The 14,304-nt window shown below is 66.2% G+C and carries 12 protein-coding genes and 1 tRNA gene; 8 read left to right on the forward strand and 5 right to left on the reverse strand.

The window, feature by feature from the left end; all coding sequences use genetic code 11:
• Nucleotides 1-103: 103 nt before the first annotated feature.
• On the reverse strand, nt 104-961 hold the full coding sequence (gene trxA / locus AC13GA_RS06310; RefSeq protein ID WP_253079531.1) for a thioredoxin: 858 nt from the start codon (nt 959-961) through the stop codon (nt 104-106).
• Nucleotides 962-1,085: 124 nt separating this feature from the next.
• Here trxA and AC13GA_RS06315 point away from each other — a divergent pair, with 124 nt between their 5' ends.
• From AC13GA_RS06315 to AC13GA_RS06350, 8 genes are all read left to right on the forward strand, one after another.
• Nucleotides 1,086-1,688, forward strand: coding sequence for a DUF998 domain-containing protein (locus AC13GA_RS06315; RefSeq protein WP_308518030.1), 603 nt, complete (start codon nt 1,086-1,088; stop codon nt 1,686-1,688).
• Between the two features lie 105 nt (nt 1,689-1,793).
• Entirely contained in the window at nt 1,794-4,436 is a 2,643-nt protein-coding gene (gene leuS, locus AC13GA_RS06320; RefSeq protein WP_482997723.1) for a leucine--tRNA ligase, read from the forward strand.
• 136 nt (nt 4,437-4,572) lie between these two features.
• Complete coding sequence (locus AC13GA_RS06325) at nt 4,573-5,157, forward strand: LPS-assembly lipoprotein LptE (RefSeq protein WP_046983559.1); 585 nt, start codon at nt 4,573-4,575, stop codon at nt 5,155-5,157.
• Nucleotides 5,158-5,166: 9 nt separating this feature from the next.
• Nucleotides 5,167-6,204, forward strand: coding sequence for a DNA polymerase III subunit delta (gene holA, locus AC13GA_RS06330; protein ID WP_482997724.1), 1,038 nt, complete (start codon nt 5,167-5,169; stop codon nt 6,202-6,204).
• Between the two features lie 3 nt (nt 6,205-6,207).
• Entirely contained in the window at nt 6,208-6,873 is a 666-nt protein-coding gene (nadD, locus tag AC13GA_RS06335) for a nicotinate-nucleotide adenylyltransferase (protein ID WP_480982611.1), read from the forward strand.
• Nucleotides 6,874-6,931: 58 nt separating this feature from the next.
• Nucleotides 6,932-7,345 (forward strand): ribosome silencing factor, encoded by a 414-nt coding sequence (rsfS, locus tag AC13GA_RS06340; protein WP_012511764.1) that lies wholly within the window; start codon nt 6,932-6,934, stop codon nt 7,343-7,345.
• Nucleotides 7,346-7,409: 64 nt separating this feature from the next.
• Nucleotides 7,410-7,880, forward strand: coding sequence for a 23S rRNA (pseudouridine(1915)-N(3))-methyltransferase RlmH (rlmH, locus tag AC13GA_RS06345; protein ID WP_180889768.1), 471 nt, complete (start codon nt 7,410-7,412; stop codon nt 7,878-7,880).
• Between the two features lie 22 nt (nt 7,881-7,902).
• Nucleotides 7,903-7,979 (forward strand) — tRNA-Asn (locus AC13GA_RS06350).
• 130 nt (nt 7,980-8,109) lie between these two features.
• On the opposite strand, the gene AC13GA_RS06355 is transcribed toward AC13GA_RS06350, so the two are convergent.
• The 4 genes from AC13GA_RS06355 to AC13GA_RS06370 all read right to left on the reverse strand — a co-directional run bounded on the left by AC13GA_RS06355 (nt 8,110) and on the right by AC13GA_RS06370 (nt 14,283).
• On the reverse strand, nt 8,110-9,531 hold the full coding sequence (locus AC13GA_RS06355; protein ID WP_482997725.1) for a basic amino acid/polyamine antiporter: 1,422 nt from the start codon (nt 9,529-9,531) through the stop codon (nt 8,110-8,112).
• A gap of 138 nt (nt 9,532-9,669) precedes the next feature.
• A complete protein-coding gene (locus AC13GA_RS06360; RefSeq protein ID WP_046983564.1) occupies nt 9,670-12,480 on the reverse strand; it encodes a TonB-dependent receptor in 2,811 nt (936 codons plus the stop codon).
• A gap of 191 nt (nt 12,481-12,671) precedes the next feature.
• A complete protein-coding gene (locus AC13GA_RS06365) occupies nt 12,672-13,328 on the reverse strand; it encodes an energy transducer TonB (protein ID WP_482997726.1) in 657 nt (218 codons plus the stop codon).
• A 217-nt stretch (nt 13,329-13,545) separates the two neighbouring features.
• Entirely contained in the window at nt 13,546-14,283 is a 738-nt protein-coding gene (locus AC13GA_RS06370; protein ID WP_046983566.1) for an SIMPL domain-containing protein, read from the reverse strand.
• Nucleotides 14,284-14,304: the final 21 nt, after the last annotated feature.

Here is a 14,304-nt window from a genome sequence, read left to right on the forward strand (position 1 = left end):
CCGACCTCATCCCCCCGAACGGATCGTGGCGACCGTACGGCCGCCATCCCGCGCATTATTGCCCGCGTTCAGTGCAGGGATTCTGAACGAAGCGGGCTCCCGTTCAGAACAGCAGGGACGCCATCCGGCGGCGGTACTGCCCGACCAGGTCCTCGTCGGAGATCACATTGAAGGCGTCGATCAGCGCTTTGCGCGGCAGCCCTTCCTCGAAACTGCGGTCGATCCGCAGCATTTCCAGGAACTGTTCCAGCGCGGCCTCGTCGTGGCCACCAAGCAGCAGCTGCACGCCGCGCAGGTGGCGGGCCTTGAGGTCCTTGCCGTCGGCGGCAATTCGCGCTTCCAGAACCTCGGCGGCCGGGGCGTCCTTCAGCGCAGCGGCGAAGGCCAGGCGGGCGCGGCCACGCACGGCGCGATCATCGGTGGCCAGGTTGGCCGGCAGGCCATCGATCAGCGTGCCGGCTTCGTCCACGCCGCCGATCTGCAGCAGGGCCAAGGCCAGGTCCAGCTTCAGCTCATCCTTGTCCGGCTCGGCGGCGATCTGCGCACGTAGCACGTCCACCTGTGCCTGCGGGTCCAGCGGCGCGTCGTCCTCGGTGAGGGTGTCACCAGCATCGGCCGGCACCACACCGTGCTGGGCCAGGAACTCACGCAGCTGGCCTTCGGGAATGGCGCCGGGGAAGCCGTCCACCAGTTGGCCGCCCTTGACCAGGAACACGGTGGGCACCGAACGGATCTGGAAAGCGGCGGCGATCTGCTGTTCGGCGTCGACATCGACCTTGGCCAGCTCGAAGGCGCCGTTGTATTCAGCGGCCAGCTTTTCCAGCATCGGGCCCAGGGTCTTGCACGGCCCGCACCAGGTCGCCCAGAAGTCCACCAGGACCGGGGTCTGCAGCGACTTCTGCAGGACTTCGGCCTCGAAAGTCGCAGTGGTGGCGTCAAATACGTAGGTCGTCTCGGTCATGGGGGAGGCATCGCTTGGCGTCTGGAGACCGATTCTATGGTGACGATCGATGCCGGTCTCAACCCGGGTTGCGGCAAATACCTGACAATGCAGCCTTCCCATAGACGTCGTTTCCGGAGCCCGCATGTCGCCCCTGTCACCGTTGCTGCGCCTGTCCGGTCTGGCTGCCGCGCTGTTGTTCGTAGTGGCGGTGCTGGGTTTCGGCGCCGGCCTGGACGGCTACGCGCAGGCGCGCCACCCTGTGGCGCTGCTGGGTGCGCAGGGCGTGCCGCACGCGCTGGCCTTCAATCTGCTGGGCTTCGTGCTGCCGGGCCTGCTGGCGGTGGTGGTTGCCGAGTGCCTGCGCCGGCGCCTGCCGGCCACGGCCAGCTGGGCGCCGCGGGTCGGCAGCCAGATGCTGCTGCTGGCCGGGCTGGCGTTCGCCGCGATGGGCCTGCTGCCGCTGGACGTGGACGATCTGCACGGGCCGGCCAGCCAGCTGCACGCCAGTGCCTGGATGGTCTGGGTGCTGGGCTTCGTCGCCGGCACCCTGTTGCTGGGCATCTCCCAGCTGCGCCAGGCGCGCGGCCGCGCGCTGGGCGGGGTGGCGGTTGCCTGCGGCGTACTGGCGGCGTTGGCGGCTTTCGCCCTGCAGGGCGTACTGCCGGCACCGCTGGCGCAGCGGGTCGCTTTTGCCTGCTGGGCGGTCTGGCTGGCGCTGGCCCTGCCGCTGTCGCGGCCACGCTGAGACAGGTTCCGGGCGCTGGCGGCGCCTGCGTCGGGCGGGCGGGATTGGAGCCATTTGCCGCACTGCGGTACGCTGTACCGCTTTGCCGCCGCAACCGCGTGTTACATGACCAGCGTCGAACCCAACGTTTACGATCCGCAGCAGGTTGAATCCGCCGCCCAGCAGTACTGGGATGCCACCCGTGCCTTCGAGGTCGATGAAGCCTCGGACAAGCCGAAGTACTACTGCCTGTCGATGCTTCCGTACCCGTCCGGCGCGCTGCACATGGGTCATGTGCGCAACTACACGATCGGCGACGTGATCAGCCGCTACAAGCGCATGACCGGCCACAACGTGCTGCAGCCAATGGGCTGGGACGCATTCGGCCTGCCGGCGGAAAACGCTGCAATCAAGAACAAGACCGCGCCGGCGGCGTGGACCTACAAGAACATCGATCACATGCGCACCCAGCTGAAGTCGCTGGGCTACGCCATCGACTGGTCGCGCGAATTCGCCACCTGCCGCCCGGATTACTACGTCCACGAGCAGCGCATGTTCACCCGCCTGATGCGCAAGGGCCTGGCCTACCGCCGCAACGCGGTGGTGAACTGGGACCCGGTCGACCAGACCGTGCTGGCCAACGAGCAGGTCATCGATGGCCGCGGCTGGCGCTCCGGTGCGCTGGTCGAGAAGCGCGAGATCCCGCAGTGGTTCCTGCGCATCACCGACTACGCCCAGGAGCTGCTGGACGGCCTGGACGAGCTGGACGGCTGGCCTGAATCGGTCAAGACCATGCAGCGCAACTGGATTGGCCGTTCCGAGGGCCTGGAAATCCAGTTCGACGTGCGTGATGTCGACGGTGGCGTGCTGGACCCGCTGCGCGTGTTCACCACCCGTCCGGACACCGTGATGGGCGTGACCTTCGTGTCGATCGCCGCCGAGCATCCGCTGGCACTGCACGCGGCGAAGAACAACCCCGAACTGGCGGCACTGCTGGCCGACCTGAAGCAGGGCGGCGTGTCCGAGGCCGAGCTGGAAACCCAGGAAAAGCGCGGCATGGACACCGGCCTGCGCGCCATCCATCCGGTCACTGGCGAGCAGGTGCCGGTATGGGTCGCCAACTTCGTGCTGATGGGCTACGGCACCGGTGCGGTGATGGCCGTTCCCGGCCATGACCAGCGTGACAACGAAGTGGCCAACAAGTACGGCCTGCCGATCGTGCAGGTCATCGCGCTGAAGGATCCGCGCAGCGAAGAAGAGCGCAACTGGGACGCCACCCGCTGGCAGGACTGGTACAGCGACAAGAACCGTGCCTTCGAGCTGGTGAACTCGGCCGAGTTCGATGGCCTGGACTTCCAGGGGGCCTTCGAAGCCCTGGCCGAGCGTTTCGAGCGCAAGGCGCAGGGCCAGCGCCGCGTCAACTACCGCCTGCGCGACTGGGGCGTGAGCCGCCAGCGTTACTGGGGCTGCCCGATTCCGGTGATCTACTGCGCCAAGTGCGGCGCGGTGCCGGTGCCGGAAGAACAGCTGCCGGTGGTGCTGCCGGAAGACGTGGCCTTCGCCGGTACCGGCTCGCCGATCAAGACCGATCCGGAATGGCGCAAGACCACCTGCCCGGAATGCGGCGGCGCGGCCGAGCGCGAAACCGACACCTTCGACACCTTCATGGAGTCGAGCTGGTACTACGCCCGTTACACCTCTCCCGGTGCGCGTGATGCGGTGGACAAGCGCGGCAACTACTGGCTGCCGGTTGACCAGTACATCGGCGGCATCGAGCACGCGATCCTGCACCTGATGTACTTCCGCTTCTACCACAAGCTGCTGCGCGACGCGCGGATGGTGGACAGCAATGAACCGGCACGCAACCTGCTGTGCCAGGGCATGGTGATCGCCGAAACCTATTACCGCCCGAACGCGGACGGTTCCAAGGACTGGATCAACCCGGCCGACGTGGACGTGCAGCGTGACGAGCGCGGCCGCATCACCGGCGCCACCCTGATCGCCGATGGCCAGCCGGTGGTGGTCGGTGGCACCGAGAAGATGTCCAAGTCGAAGAACAACGGCGTGGACCCGCAGGCGATGGTCGGCAAGTACGGCGCCGATACGGTGCGCCTGTTCTCGATGTTCGCCGCGCCGCCGGAACAGTCGCTGGAGTGGAACGAAGCGGGCGTGGACGGCATGGCCCGCTTCCTGCGTCGCTTGTGGGCGCAGGTACAGAAGCACGCTGCCGACGGTGCCGTACCGGCGCTGGACGCGGCCATGCTGGACGCCAGCCAGAAGGCGCTGCGCCGCAAGACCCACGAAACCATCGGCAAGGTCGGCGACGACTACGGCCGCCGCCACAGCTTCAACACCGCCATCGCTGCAGTGATGGAGCTGATGAACGCGCTGGCCAAGTTCGACGATGGCAGCGACCAGGGCCGAGCGGTACGCCAGGAAGCGCTGCAGGCCATCGTGCTGCTGCTCAATCCGATCACCCCGCACGCCAGCCACGCACTGTGGCAGGTGCTGGGTCACGGCGAGACGCTGCTGGAAGACCAGCCGTTCCCGCAGGCCGACGCCGCCGCGCTGGTGCGCGATGCGCTGACCCTGGCCGTACAGGTCAATGGCAAACTGCGTGGCACGATCGATGTGGCCGCCGATGCCGCGCGCGAGCAGGTGGAGGCACTGGCCCTGGCCGAGCCGAACACCGCCAAGTTCATGGAAGGCCTGACGGTGCGCAAGATCATCATCGTCCCCGGCAAGATCGTGAACATCGTCGCTGCCTGATGCTTCCCGCACCGGCCGCCCACGGGTGGCCGGTGCTCTTTCCGGTACAGGGCCAGGCACTTGATGGCCCTGCATTCACGCGGCTTCGGGCAGGCTGTATGTTGCCGTGATCGCCCGGCTCCGCCAGACTGTCTCCATGACCCGAATCCTGCTTGCCCTCGTTCTTGTCCTCGGCCTTGCCGGCTGCGGTTTCCATCTGCGCAGCAAGCTGATGCTGCCGACCGACACGGCACCGGTGAAGGTGGTCTCCACCGCGCCGTACAGCGAACTGGTCAAGCTGCTCAACCGCAGCCTGCTGGCGTCCGGCGCCAGGTTGGCCGATGAGGACAGCAAGGAACCCAGTGCGCAGCTGCAGGTGCTGTCCGAGCGCTGGGGTGATCTGCCGATCGCCATCGATTCGCAGGGCCGTGCACAGGAATACAGCCTGCGCTACGCAGTGATCTTCATCTTCCGCCGCGAGGACGGCAGCGAGCTGGTGCCGCAGCAGGTGATCGAACTGTCGCGCGACTACGTGTCGCCGCCGACCGACGCCACCGGTACCACCACCGAACGCGAAATCCTGGCCAATGAGCTGCGCCGCGAGATGTCGGCCTCGATCATCCGCCGCATCGACAGCGTGGTCCGCGCCGAGATCGAGAAGGGTGGCAGCTTGTCGGCACCGAAGACCGCGCCGGTCGAAGACGCGGTGCCGGCCGGGCCGGCCCCTGCAGTGAAGCACTGAGCCGCGACGATGGAACTGCGTCCGGAGCAGCTGGCCAGCCAGGGCGCTGATACCGCGCTGGCGCCGGTCTATCTGATTGCCGGGCCGGAAACCCTGCGCGTGCTGGAGGCGGCGGATGCCATCCGCGCGCGTGCACGTGCCGCTGGCATCGGCGAGCGCGAGGTGTTCGACGCGGACGGCCGTGATTTCGACTGGAACCAGCTCGACGCAACATTCAACGCGCCCAGCCTGTTCAGCGCCCGCCGCCTGGTCGAGGTGCGCCTGCCCAGCGGCAAGCCGGGCAAGGACGGGGCCGAGGTGATCAGCCAGTTCTGTGCCAACCCGGCGCCGGACGTGGTGCTGATGATCACCGCCAACGAATGGAGCAAGGCCCACCAGGGCAAGTGGGCCGAGGCGGTCAACCGTATCGGCGTGCTGTCGGTGGCCTGGGCGATCAAGCCGCATGAACTGCCGGACTGGATCGAGCGCCGCCTGCGTGGCAAGGGTCTGCGCGCCGATCCGGCCGCGGTGCAGCGGCTGGCCGAACGGGTGGAAGGCAATCTGCTGGCTGCCGCGCAGGAGATCGACAAACTGGCGCTGCTGGCCGATGGCCAGCCGCTGGATGTAGAACGGATGGAGTCGCTGGTGGCCGATGCGGCCCGCTACGACGTGTTCCGGCTGGTGGAGGCCACCTTCTCCGGCCAGGCGCCGGCGGTGCTGCGCATGCTGGCGGGCCTGCGTGGTGAAGGCGAGGCCGTGGCGGCACTGATGCCGATCGTGATCCGCGAACTGCTGGCCGGTGCCGGCCTGGCACGGGTGCAGGCGCGTGGCGGCAACCTGGCCGCCGAAATGAAGTCCCGTGGTATCTGGGAATCGCGGCAGGCGCCGTACAAGCGCGCGCTGCAGCGGCACCCGGAAGGCAAGCGCTGGGAACGCTTCGTGGCGGAGGCCGGGCTGGTCGACCGCATCGCCAAGGGACGCGCCAACGGCGATGCCTGGCTGGCGCTGGAGCGCCTGCTGGTGGCCGTGGCTGAAGCGCGTGCCGTGCGCCTGCTGGCGCGGGCCTGAGCAATGAGCCTGCGGATCTATTACGGGGGCACCTTTGATCCGGTGCACCTCGGCCACCTGGCGATCGCGCGCGCCGCGCGTGACGAACTGCAGGTGGCGGTGCGCATGCTGCCCGCGGCCGACCCACCGCACCGTGCGCTGCCCGGTGCCAGCGCCGAACAGCGCTGCACCATGCTGTCGCTGGCCATCGGCGACGAGCCGGGCCTGCTGCTGGACCGCCGTGAACTGGATCGCGCTGCACGCTTTCCCGGCCGCCCGTCCTATACCGTCGATACCCTGCGCGACCTGCGCGGGGAACTTGGCCCCAGCCGGCCGCTGGCCTGGCTGGTGGGGGCCGACAGCCTGCTCGGCCTGCCCAGCTGGCACGAGTGGGAAGCCCTGTTCGGATTGGCCCATTTCGTGGTGGCAGAGCGCCCTGGTAGCCCCCTGCAGTCCTCGCTGGACAGCGAGCTGGGCCGGGCACTGGAGGGGCGCTGGGCCGACAGCGAGCAGGCCCTGTTTTCCAGCCCGGCCGGCCGTATCCTGCGCCTGCACCATCCCCTGCGCGCAGAATCGGCCAGTGCTGTGCGTGCCCAGATTGCCGCCTCCGGCCCCTGGCGGGCGCTGCTGCCGCCGGCCGTGGCCGACTACGTCGCTGCACACGGCCTGTACCGCCCGGCCACGCCGTGAATGGCGCGGCAGCAGCATCCCCGTATAATCGCCCCTACGTTTATCGAGTCGATCCACTTTGAGCAACCAGACCCAGCCCCAGACCATCAAGGTCGATCTGCCCAGCCCGCCGCCGTCCGTGCCGGAACTGCTGGCCAGCGTCCGCCAAGCCACTGAAGACCTGAAGGCCAAGGACCCGGTCGAGATCGACGTGCGTGGCCGCTCCAGCGTCGCCGACTACATGGTGGTCGTGTCGGGTACGTCGACCCGCCACGTCAAGTCGATTGCCGATGAAGTCGTGCGTTTTGCCAAGAAGATCGATGTCATGCCGTTGGGCGTGGAAGGCGAGCGCGAGGCCGAGTGGGTGCTGGTGGACCTGGGCGACGTGATCGTCCACGTGATGCTGCCGCGCGTGCGTGAGTTCTATGCACTCGAGCGCTTGTGGACCGTCGGCGACCAGCCGCCGTCCCGCGACGACGACGAAGTGGCCTGAGCCACACGTTGATGCATCCCTTCGACGGCGCCGATGGCGCCGTCGACGTTTTGGAGGACCGTTGATGAAAGCCCGACTGATTGCTACCGGCGAGCGCGCACCCAGCTGGGTCGCGCAGGGCTTCGCCGAGTACCAGAAGCGTCTTTCGCACTGGCTGCCCTTCGAGCTGGTGGAAATCGAGCCGGGCCTGCGTGGCAAGGGCCGTGACCCGCGCCGCGCCACCGAAGATGAAGGCAAGCGGGTGATCGCTGCGCTGCCGAAGAATGCCTACGTGGTGGCGCTGGATGTACCGGGTCGCCAGCTCAGTTCCGAGCAGCTTGCACAGCGCCTGGAACATTGGCGCGGGCAGGGCAGGGATCTCGCGTTCCTGATCGGTGGGCCGGAAGGACATTCGCCGGAAGTCTCGGCGCTGGCCGATGAGAAGTGGTCGATCGGTCCGCTGACGCTGCCGCATATGCTGGTGCGGCTGGTGGTGGCCGAACAGCTGTATCGCGCTGCGGCGATGTTGGTAAATCACCCCTACCATCGCGCGTGAAGAGTGGTTATACTAGTCGTCTGCCCGAATAGCTCAGCCGGTTAGAGCACTTGACTGTTAATCAGGGGGTCGTTGGTTCGAGTCCAACTTCGGGCGCCACCTTGAGAAACCTGCATCGCGAGATGCAGGTTTTTTTTTGTCTTTGTAGAGTCGAGCTTGCTCGACTGCTGTTGTAGAACCGAGCCATGCTCGACTGCTGCGGATGAACCAGCCGAGCGTGGGCTCAGTTCTACAGCGTGAGATTGCCTCGCCAGAACGCCACCAGCGTGACGATCGCTACGATCAGGATCGCACCGAACAGCACCCACTCCCAACGCGTGAATACCTGTTCGCCGCGTTGGCGCCGGGTCAGCGCGAACAACACTACGCCCGGTACGTATAGCAGCACCGACAGCAGCAGGTTGTCCAGGCCGCCTGCATACACCAGCCACAGTGCATACGCGCTGGCCAGCAGCGCAACCGCGAAATCGCGCCAGCGCACACCCGGTTCACCTGCGTAGGCGTGACCGCGCCAGGCCAGCTGCACACCGAACGCGGTGGACAGGAAGTAGGGCACCAGGCTCATCGATGCGGCCAGCAGCACCAGTCCGGTGTAGCTGCCGGAATTGACCAGCACCAACAGCAGGAACAACTGGATCAGCCCGTTGCTCAACCACAGTGCATTGGCCGGCACGCCACGCGCGTTCTCACGGCCAAGGAAGGCGGGCATGGTGCCGTCACCCGCGGCGGCATAGAGTACTTCGGCGCACAGCAGCACCCAGGCCAGCAGCGCACCCAGCACGGAAATAATCGAGCCGACGATGATCACCGTCGCGCCCCATTCGCCGACGATGGCGCGCAGCACATAGGCCATCGACGGATTGGGCAGGCCTGCCAGTTCGGCCTGTGACAGCACGCCCATCGACAGCAGGCTGACCAGCACCAGCAGCAGCCACACACCCACGAAGCCGATCACCGTAGCGCGGCCGACATCGGCGCGGCGGGCGGCACGACGTGAGTAGATGCTGGCACCTTCGATGCCGATGAATACCCACACGGTGACCAGCATCATGCCGCGCAGCTGCTGGCCGAGATCGCCCAGTGCAGACGTGCCGAGGAAATCGGCGCGGAACACGTCCATGCGGAACGCGCCAGCGGCCAGGATCAGGAACAGCGCGATCGGCAGCAGCTTGGCGACGGTCACCAGGCCGTTGACGATGGCTGCGGTGCGCAGGCCGCGCAACACCAGCAGGTGTACGGTCCATAGCAACAGCGACGAGGCCGCCACGGCGGCGGGCGTGTTGCCCTCGCCGAAGACCGGCATGAAGTGGCCGAGACCACTGAAGATCAGCACGAAGAAGCTGGCGTTGCCCAGTACCGAGGCGACCCAGTAACCCCACGCAGCAGAGAAGCCGATGTAATTGCCGAAGCCCTCGCGCGCGTAGGCGTAGATGCCGGTATCGAGATCAGGCCGGCGGTTGGCCAGCGCTTGGAACACGAAGGCCAGCATCAGCATGCCCGCGCCGCTCAGGGCCCAGCCGATCAGCGCGGCGGCCGGGCCGGCGCTGCGCGCCACGTTCTGCGGCAATGAAAAGATGCCTGCGCCGACCATCGAGCCGACCACCAGTGCAGTCAACGCGGGCAGGCCCAGGCGCTGCGATGTCGCGGTCATGGAGATCCCCTGCGGCGATGATGCCGCGTGCACACGGTAGCCATGTGCTTGTGAACATGCCTGCAAGGGGCAGAACGACGAAGGCCCGGGCAGATGCCCGGGCCTTCGAATTTGCTGTGTTGACGGATGGTGTCTGTATTACTTGAAGGTGTACTTGGCACCGACGGTGAAGTAACGGCCCAGCGCACCAGAGAAGTGCATCGGGTTGTAATTCACACCGCCATATGTGGTCGGATCGAGAGGAGCAATGCGGTCGAATACGTTGGCCACGGAGGCGTTGAGTTCGAAGGCGTCGGTGATGTTCCAGCGCCCCGACAGGTCGAACGTAGTGAAGGAGGAGATCTTCGTCACCGGCGTGCCGTCTGCATAGAACGCCTGATACGTGCCGCCGCGCTTATCGGTGTTGTCCATCTTGCCGATGTAGTTGGCAACGCCGCTGACGCTCCACGGTCCCTGCCGCCAGGTGGTGCCGAAGTTGATCTTGTCCTTCGGCGTGCCGATGCAGTTGGTGACGTCGCAGTTGCCGTGGGTGCCGGCATAGTCGACGGTCTCAGTGCCTTCGGTTCGCTCGAACTTCAGGATGTGGCTCCACTGCAGATCCATCTCCAGCTGGCCCGGGCCGATGTCGAAGGTCTGGCGGATGTCGGTATCGATGCCGCGAACACGTGAAGAGTTGGCATTCACGTAGGCCGTGTTGACTGCGAGGATATTGCCGCTGTTGGCAACGCCGCCGATGTTGTTGATGTCACGCACCACGTTGCCGGCCCGGATCGCTGCCGTCGTGCTGCCCTGGGCGATTTCGTTGGTGCGCTTGATCTGCCAGGCATCGACGGTCAACGAGGTCGAGGACGTCGGCTGCAGCACGATGCCCACCGAGTAACTCTTGGATTCCTCCGGCTTCAGATCCTTGTTCGGGCGGGTGATGATCGCCACCGTGCGGGCGGTACATTCGTCGGAGTCGATGGCGCAACGAACCGGGTCGGATGCGTTCGAGAAAGCAGCCAGGCCACCGTCACCGTTTTCGGCAGGGTTCGGTGCGCGGAAGCCTTCAGCATAGCTGGCACGCAGTGCGATCCAATCGGCAGGAGTCCACTTCACGCCGAGCTTCGGCGTGGCCTTGCCTTCACCGCTTTCGTACTTGTCGTATCGCAGGGCACCGGACAGTTCCAGCTGTTCCAGCACAGGTGCGGACAGTTCGACGTAACCGGCATACACGTTCTGGGTGCCATCGTAGGCCGAGTAACCCAGGCCGATGATGTCACCCGTGTCGGTGTAGGTCTGCGGGGTCAGGCTGTTGCTGGTCTTGCGCCATTCTGTGCCGATTGCCAGGCCCAGTGGACCACCCTTCAGGTCCATCAGGCTGCGCGACACGGTGAAGTCGAACATGTCCAGGCCGGATTTCGCACGGGCGCTGATGGTTGGTGAGATGTAGTCGTACAACGCCTGCGAATTCAGATTGGCATTGTCGCCGATGCGCCACACGCCACCTGCGCAGTTCGGATTGCCCAGTGCGCACTGCACGGCGCTGTAGCGCAGGAAACCAGTGCGCTTGTTGACCAGGTCGGTCGCCGAATGCAGGTAAGCGGTGTCGTAGCTCCAGTCACCCCAGTTGCCCTTGACACCCACCAGGAAACGGTTGAACTCGTTGGTGTTGTTGGTCACGCGCGGACCGACATCCCAAGCCGAATAGCGCAGCCTCGAGGCCTGGCCGGGAATCGGGTTGTCAGGATGGTTCGGGCCGAGCACGGTGGCTTTGGAGCCACTGTTCGCGGTGACGACGCCGCCCGGATAGCCCCAGGTACCCGCAGCGCCTGACGGGGTGTTGCTGAAGATCGTTTCCTTCTTCGAGTAGCCGATCTCCGTGTAGATCTCGCCGCCTTCGCCGAAAGCGAAGCTGGCACGGCCGAACACGTTGATGTACTTCTCTTCGGGAGTCAGGTCGCGATACTGCTGCGCCGGATCCCACAGGCAGCCTTGCGCCTGCGCGCTTGCATCCGTCTGGCCCGGAATGGTGGTGAGGTTCGCACAGCCCGGCAGCGCAACCAGGAAGGCAGGATTGTCCTTGGTTACATTGCGGTCGTCGAAGACCGAACCATTGGGGCCGACGCCGCCTGCCGTGCCCTTGGACAGATACGCGCCGCCCAGGAACTGCGAATCGGCTGCGTCGTAGCCCCACGGACGTGTGTCGCCGGTGCCGATCCACTTGCGGTTCTTTCGATCGCTGATCTTGATCGCATCGGTCTTGCCGACGTCCAGGCTGAAGAACGCGTTCCAGCCATCGCTGGCCAAGTCACCGGTGCCAGCAGTCAGGGTCGCCTTCTTGGAATCTCCATCGCTATCGCCGGACAGGCCATAGGACGCACGCAGGATGGCGCCTTGGAAGTCACTGCGCAGGATGATGTTGACCACGCCGGCGATGGCGTCGGAGCCATAGATCGCCGAGGCGCCGTCCTTCAGAACTTCCACGCGTTCAACGGCATCGAGCGGAATGGTGCTCAGATCGGTGAACACTTTCTGACCATCGTCGGCCAGGCCGTAGGTGGCCATGCGGCGTCCGTTCAACAGGACGAGCGTGGAACCCGCACCCAGGCCGCGCAGCGAGATGCCGGCGCCACCACCTGCGAATCCGTTGCCGAAGGTCTTGGGAATGGAACCCGCGCCGTCTGCGGTGATGGTCTGCAGATACTCGGCAAGGGTGGTCTTGCCGGTACGGTCGATTTCCTGGCGGGTCACCACCTGCACAGGGGACGGTGTTTCAGTGTTGGTACGCGGAATGTTCGAACCGGTGACCGTGATGCGGTCCAGGTTGGTGGCCTTTTCCTGCGCGAAGGCGGAGGTGGAAGCCACGGCGCCAACCAGCAGCAGGGTGCCGCCGGTAAGGATATGGGTGATGGACGATGCCAGGGTGCAGCGGCGGCGGCTGGCGGGCCGTTGGATCGGGTGTTTCACAGCTTCTCTCCTAACTGGAAAACCTTAGCGTTGAGGGCTGTCTCCGGAAGGTTCCGGGACGGACCAATCTAGGTTTCCGACAGGTGACGAAGTCGTGAATTTTTGCTTAATTGATAACAGTTGATCCTGTTCCGTCCGTACCCGCCCGGACGGAAGGGCCGGCCCGGCAGATAGCCGGGCCGGCGATCACGTCAGTCCGGCAGCGAGAACTGTACCGGCACCATGCCGATGGCCGGCACGGCCACGCCATCACGCTGGGCCGGCTCGAAGCGCCAGTGCCTGAGCACTTGCTGGCGAGCGGCCTGGTCCAGGCTGCGCGAGCCACTGCTGCGCTCGATGCTGACTGCCACCGGCTGGCCGCTGCGGTCGACCTCCACCCGCAGCAGCACCGTGCCCTGCTCGTGGTTGCGCAGCGCCGGGGCCGGGTAGGTCGGCGGCGGGGCGCTGCGGTACTGCAGCTGGGCACCGGCCAGCGGTGTGGAGCTGTCGATGCTCGCTGCCACCTGCACCGGCGCAGGCTCGGCAGCAGGCAGGATGATGCCCTGTGCCTCCTCGGCAGTGGCGGTGGGAGCGGGCAATGGCGTGGGCACGGTCTGCTGCCGTGGCTCGGCCTTGACCTGTACCTGTTCCGGGTCGGTGGGCGGCTTGGGCGGCTCCGGTGGTCTGGGCTGTTCCTTCGGGATCAGCCGCACCGTGGTGTTGTCGCGGGGCAGTGCGGTGACGGCGTGGTAGGTCGCCGGGATCAGCAACATCAGCAGCGCGATCAGATGCAGGGCGATGGCCGCGCTCCAGGCGGCAACGCGGGCGGGGTCGAAGTGCGGGGATGCAACGGGATACGTACGAACCATGGTCCACCTCCATGCCAGTGACGAAGTCCTCAACGCACCAGGGCCGATCACGGGGTTGCCGCACGCGGCTGGCAGTGCATCAGTAGCGCGGCGCGGCGGCTACTGCCTAGAGGCAGGGGGGCGATCGTTGGGCTGGCCTTCAGCCAGTGCCGGCCGCGGGCATGAAAAAAGGCGGATCCCCTGCGGGATCCGCCTTTATCGGCAATGACGAACTGGATCAGCGACCCAGTTCGAACACCACATCCAGGTTGACCGAGACGGTCGACTCGCCCGGCGCGACCGGGGTGGCCTTGTCCATCGCTGCGCCGGCCGACATTGCCCGCATCATCGGCATCGGGCGATAGCCGCCGCCGGCATTCTCGGAAATGCTGACGATGCGACGGACCTGCAGGCCCAGCGACTTCGCATAGGTCTGGGCGCGGGCCTGGGCTTTCTTCAGTGCGGCCAGGCGGGCTTCGTCATAGACCGGTTCCGGCTGGTCGATCTCGAAGCTGGGGCCATTGATCTGGTTGGCGCCCTGCGCCGCCAGTGCGTCCAGCACCTTGCCGAGCTTGGCGATGTCACGCACCTTCAGGCTGACCGTGTTGCTGGCCTGGTAGCCGGTGATCTTCGGTGCTTCGTTGTCGGCATAGCGGTACTGCGGGTTGAGGCTGACGCCGCTGGTCTGCACGTCACGCTCGGCAATGCCGGCAGCCTTGATCGCGGCCAGCACCTTGTCCATCTGCTGGGCGTTCTGGCGCATCGCGCTGTTGCCGTCGGCGGCCTGGGTGACTACGCCGGCCGACAAGGTAGCCACGTCCGGCACGCGGGTGGCTTCGGCGTTGGACGAGATGTTCAGCAGGGTGCCTTCGGCCGGGGCGGCGATCGACGGCGACGACGGGGCAGCATGGGCGGTCATCGAGGTTCCAAGGGCGAGGGACAGGGCGAGCAGCAGCGGGGTGGCGGTCAGGCGCATGGGATCTCCTTGTTGTGGGGT

The sequence above is a fragment of the Stenotrophomonas sp. 22DLJC03 genome (assembly GCF_056861405.1).

What these genes read in the sequence shown, in the direction of transcription:
- holA (WP_482997724.1), top strand. Translation starts at nt 5,167, where the DNA reads ATGGAACTGCGTCCGGAGCAGCTGGCCAGCCAGGGCGCTGATACCGCG.
- AC13GA_RS06325 (WP_046983559.1), top strand. Translation starts at nt 4,573, where the DNA reads ATGACCCGAATCCTGCTTGCCCTCGTTCTTGTCCTCGGCCTTGCCGGC.
- rlmH (WP_180889768.1), top strand. Translation starts at nt 7,410, where the DNA reads ATGAAAGCCCGACTGATTGCTACCGGCGAGCGCGCACCCAGCTGGGTC.
- leuS (WP_482997723.1), top strand. Translation starts at nt 1,794, where the DNA reads ATGACCAGCGTCGAACCCAACGTTTACGATCCGCAGCAGGTTGAATCC.
- nadD (WP_480982611.1), top strand. Translation starts at nt 6,208, where the DNA reads ATGAGCCTGCGGATCTATTACGGGGGCACCTTTGATCCGGTGCACCTC.
- AC13GA_RS06370 (WP_046983566.1), bottom strand. Translation starts at nt 14,283, where the DNA reads ATGCGCCTGACCGCCACCCCGCTGCTGCTCGCCCTGTCCCTCGCCCTT.
- AC13GA_RS06315 (WP_308518030.1), top strand. Translation starts at nt 1,086, where the DNA reads ATGTCGCCCCTGTCACCGTTGCTGCGCCTGTCCGGTCTGGCTGCCGCG.
- AC13GA_RS06355 (WP_482997725.1), bottom strand. Translation starts at nt 9,531, where the DNA reads ATGACCGCGACATCGCAGCGCCTGGGCCTGCCCGCGTTGACTGCACTG.
- trxA (WP_253079531.1), bottom strand. Translation starts at nt 961, where the DNA reads ATGACCGAGACGACCTACGTATTTGACGCCACCACTGCGACTTTCGAG.
- AC13GA_RS06365 (WP_482997726.1), bottom strand. Translation starts at nt 13,328, where the DNA reads ATGGTTCGTACGTATCCCGTTGCATCCCCGCACTTCGACCCCGCCCGC.